Annotated in this window: 3 protein-coding genes; 1 reads left to right on the forward strand and 2 read right to left on the reverse strand. The window is 39.2% G+C overall.

The window, feature by feature from the left end; translation table 11 throughout:
- Positions 1 to 418 (forward strand): AAA family ATPase (locus IQ229_RS19040; protein ID WP_194046426.1); only part of this gene is annotated, 418 nt, incomplete at its 5' end.
- 9 nt (positions 419 to 427) lie between these two features.
- On the opposite strand, the gene IQ229_RS19045 is transcribed toward IQ229_RS19040, so the two are convergent.
- A complete protein-coding gene (locus IQ229_RS19045; RefSeq protein WP_194046428.1) occupies positions 428 to 1,297 on the reverse strand; it encodes a response regulator in 870 nt (289 codons plus the stop codon).
- Positions 1,298 to 1,423: 126 nt separating this feature from the next.
- Complete coding sequence (locus IQ229_RS19050) at positions 1,424 to 3,403, reverse strand: scytonemin biosynthesis sensor histidine kinase (RefSeq protein WP_194046430.1); 1,980 nt, start codon at positions 3,401 to 3,403, stop codon at positions 1,424 to 1,426.
- Positions 3,404 to 3,435 lie beyond the last annotated feature (32 nt).

Consider the following 3,435-nt stretch of genomic DNA (forward strand, 5'->3'; position numbering starts at 1 on the left):
CCAGTTAGCAGTTGTTGTACATGGACAACCAGGTACTGGTAAAACAGTCTGGACACAGGCAGTAGCAAAAGAAATTCTTGTACCTTTAGGGTATGTAATTTTTATTTTAGATCATGATGCGATCGCTAATTTTGTCCCACCGACTTACATAGAACGTATTTGTATCGTTATTAACGAAGCTGATAATCTGGCGCAAAATCGTGCTTCCGAGGTAGCGCAATACAATAACAAAACCGAACACATTCTGAGTTTGCTAGATGGCACTTTGTATCAGAGCGTAATTGATGACTCTGGTATTCAGATGCAGCAACGGTTAGTTATCTTGATGACTTGTAACACTACTGAAAGATTAGATCCAGCCATGTTACGTAAAGGTAGGGTGGATTTAATATATGAGTTTACACAACTATTTGTATAAAATCTACTTTCACCACAGTTTCACCTGTTTTTGCGACACAAGCTGATGCTCTTTGCGCCAAGCTTGGGGAGGTAAACCGTGATGTTGGCGAAACTGGCGGGAGAAATGAGACACATCCTGATAGCCCAATGCTTTCGCTATCTTCTCGACTGTCTCATTATTATTTTGGAGTAAAAAACAAGCTTCCGCCATCCGGCGTTTGACAATCCAGCAGTTTACAGTCTCTCCACTTGTCTCCTTTACTCGGTTAGTTAAGTAAGCTGATGAGTAACCAACAGCAACAGCCACATCACACAAAGTAATTCCTTCATGATAATGGGCTTCGATAAAGTCGAAAACTTCTTTTAATTGCGGAATGCAGGGAAAGATTGACTTAGAAGAAATGTTGACTTCTTTATCAGAGGCGACGGCAACATCGGAAGCGATCGCTGTAATATTATCTGCAAATACTGATTTTGCAGCTTTCTCGAATCGAATATTGCACCAGTATTGAAGATTAGCTTGTTTTTCCAAACGAGTAGCGATCGCTCTAAGCAATTCATCTAGTGTCGAGGGTTTGCTAAGATAGTCATCTGCTCCCAATTCCATAGCTTTGCGAACATCTGCTCTGGTACTACTGCCAGTCAGAAAAATGAAAGGAATAATTGCTGTCAAAGGATCTTGGCGTAGTGTAGTTAAAACGTTATAACCATCCATATCGGGCATCGTGATATCGCAAATCACTAAGTCGGGTATACGCTTTTGTGCTTGGTGGACGCCAGCAAGACCGTTGTCAGCACCTATTGTATCAAAACCTTTAGCCTCAAGACCCTTTAAATAAAGATTGCGAGTAACGTTATCATCTTCAATAACGAGAATTTTCTTTGATGATTCGGACATAATTTTCTATTACAATAAATTTTTGCAGAAGCTAATTACTAGACTCTTTGGAGAGTATCTAAATAGATTCGTTCCGAGAGTTATGATTGTTAAATTAGTTAATTAACAACTATTTCATTTCAACACTCATAACTCGGAACAGGTCAACTCTGATTTGATTAATGGCAAGATCACAGTAAACGTAGTACCGACATCAACTTCACTTTCTACAGAAACTTGGCCGCGATGTAAATCTACAAGGGTTTTAAGAATCGATAGCCCTAGTCCAGTTCCAGGTATATGATCGATATTACTACCACGGTAAAATGGTTCAAATATTCGTTGTTGATCTACTACCGAAATACCGATCCCTCTATCTTTGACTTGGAAAATTAATTTTTCATTTTGGCAAGATAGTTCTAAATTAATTGCCGGATTCGAGGGAGAATACTTAATCGCGTTATCAAGCAAGTTCTTCAAAATAGGCTCTAACAGTTTTTTATCTATATAGGCTGTTAAAGAGTTATCTTGATTTACAAAATTGATTGATTTTTGGCTAACAATCATCTGCATTTGTGCAACTAAATCCTGACAAAACTGAACTAATTCAAGCGGTTTTGGTTCAAAGTTTAATTTTGCTGATTCTGCTTTAGAGAAGAACAAAATATCATCCAACATCAGGCTCAATTGTTCGGTGGCTTTTTGAATGTGATCGAGTAATGGTTGGATTTTCTTCTGTGTACGTTTGTCTACTTCTTCTTTAAGTAAACTATTAGAAAATGAAACAATATTCAGTGGAGTTCGGAATTGATGGCAAACCATAGAAAGAAAACGCGCTCTAAGTTCGCTAAGTTGTTTGGCTTGTTCTAAAGCTTGGTTAAGCCCTAATTCTGCATATTTGTAATCGGTAATATCGATACCTGCAATCAGTTCGACTGGCTTTCCCCCAAAATCCAGCCCTCCATCAAGCTTGGCAACTGCACAGGCTAGCCAACGCTCCGTGCCGTTTTTTGTTAAAATATTCATCTCCTGGTATTCAAAATTAGCAGCTTCAGGCTGCTTACATATTTGTCTGCGTTTTTTGCTCTTAATCAGTCGGCGAAGATCGAAACCCGTTAGCAGTTCCTCTTTTGTATAGCCAGTGAGTTGCTCTACTGCCGGATTTACATAGCAAAGCCGCGTACCTTGAATCAGAAAAGTGCCGGCATCTGTCGTTTCTGCTAAAGCCCGAAATCTAGTTGCGTTCAGTCGTAATGCTTCTTCAGTCTGTTTCGATTCAGTAATGTCCCAAATACTCCACACTCTCCCAATAATTTTACCCTCAAGCAACTGAGGTTTAGAATAGTGTGCAAAAACTCTTCCATCTTTTAACTCTAGAATGTCGTAGCTCTCGAAATCAGATTGGCTAGACACTTCCCAAATCAGCCGACTAAAGGTTTGTGGATCTTTAAGTTGGTTCTCAAAAAAGGCTTTGCATTGAGGACATTTCTTAGATAAGATTAGGGACTCTGGGATCTGCCACATATCCACAAATTTCTGATTCAAGCTCAGAATATCTCCCTCAAAGTTAACTGCAACAATACCAATGGCAGTAGACTCAAGAGTAGAACGAAGTAAAGAAAGAGATGTTTCTAGTTCTACTTCTTTTGCCTTGACTTGAGAAAATTCTTGTTGCAAATTATCTTTGGCATCTCTTAATCCATCAGTCCACTTTTGCACGCTCAATTCTACTATTTCATCAGTTTTCTCACGAGCAAAAGCACAGCCAAATTCCATATCTTGGTGTTTTACATAGTTCATGGATATTTCTACCAGAAATATCCGACCTTTTTTTGTCCGATAGCGAGATTTAAAGGTAAGGGAACCCTGCGAGCTAATATCTGACCAATTGTGCAGAGAATAATCTACATCTATATCATGCAGACTCATAGAAAGTAATTCCTCGCGGGAATACTCAGTCATCAGACAAGTGGCATCGTTGACGTAAAGAAACTGCGCGTTTGCTCCTAAACAAAAGGCAGCATCTACAGCGTGATTTATTAGAAAGTGAGCAAACTTCATCTCTATTTCTGGTTGTAGTGCCCATTGATTGTCCGATCTCGCTAATGTATATTCGCCAGAATTCATATTCCTACTTCCTCCTGGTAATCAATTAGCAC

This window comes from Nostoc cf. edaphicum LEGE 07299, assembly GCF_015207245.1.
Lineage (GTDB): Bacteria > Cyanobacteriota > Cyanobacteriia > Cyanobacteriales > Nostocaceae > Nostoc > Nostoc edaphicum_B.

Excerpts from the sequence above, each read along its gene's own strand:
- IQ229_RS19045 (WP_194046428.1), bottom strand. The coding sequence starts at position 1,297 with ATGTCCGAATCATCAAAGAAAATTCTCGTTATTGAAGATGATAACGTT.
- IQ229_RS19050 (WP_194046430.1), bottom strand. The coding sequence starts at position 3,403 with ATGAATTCTGGCGAATATACATTAGCGAGATCGGACAATCAATGGGCA.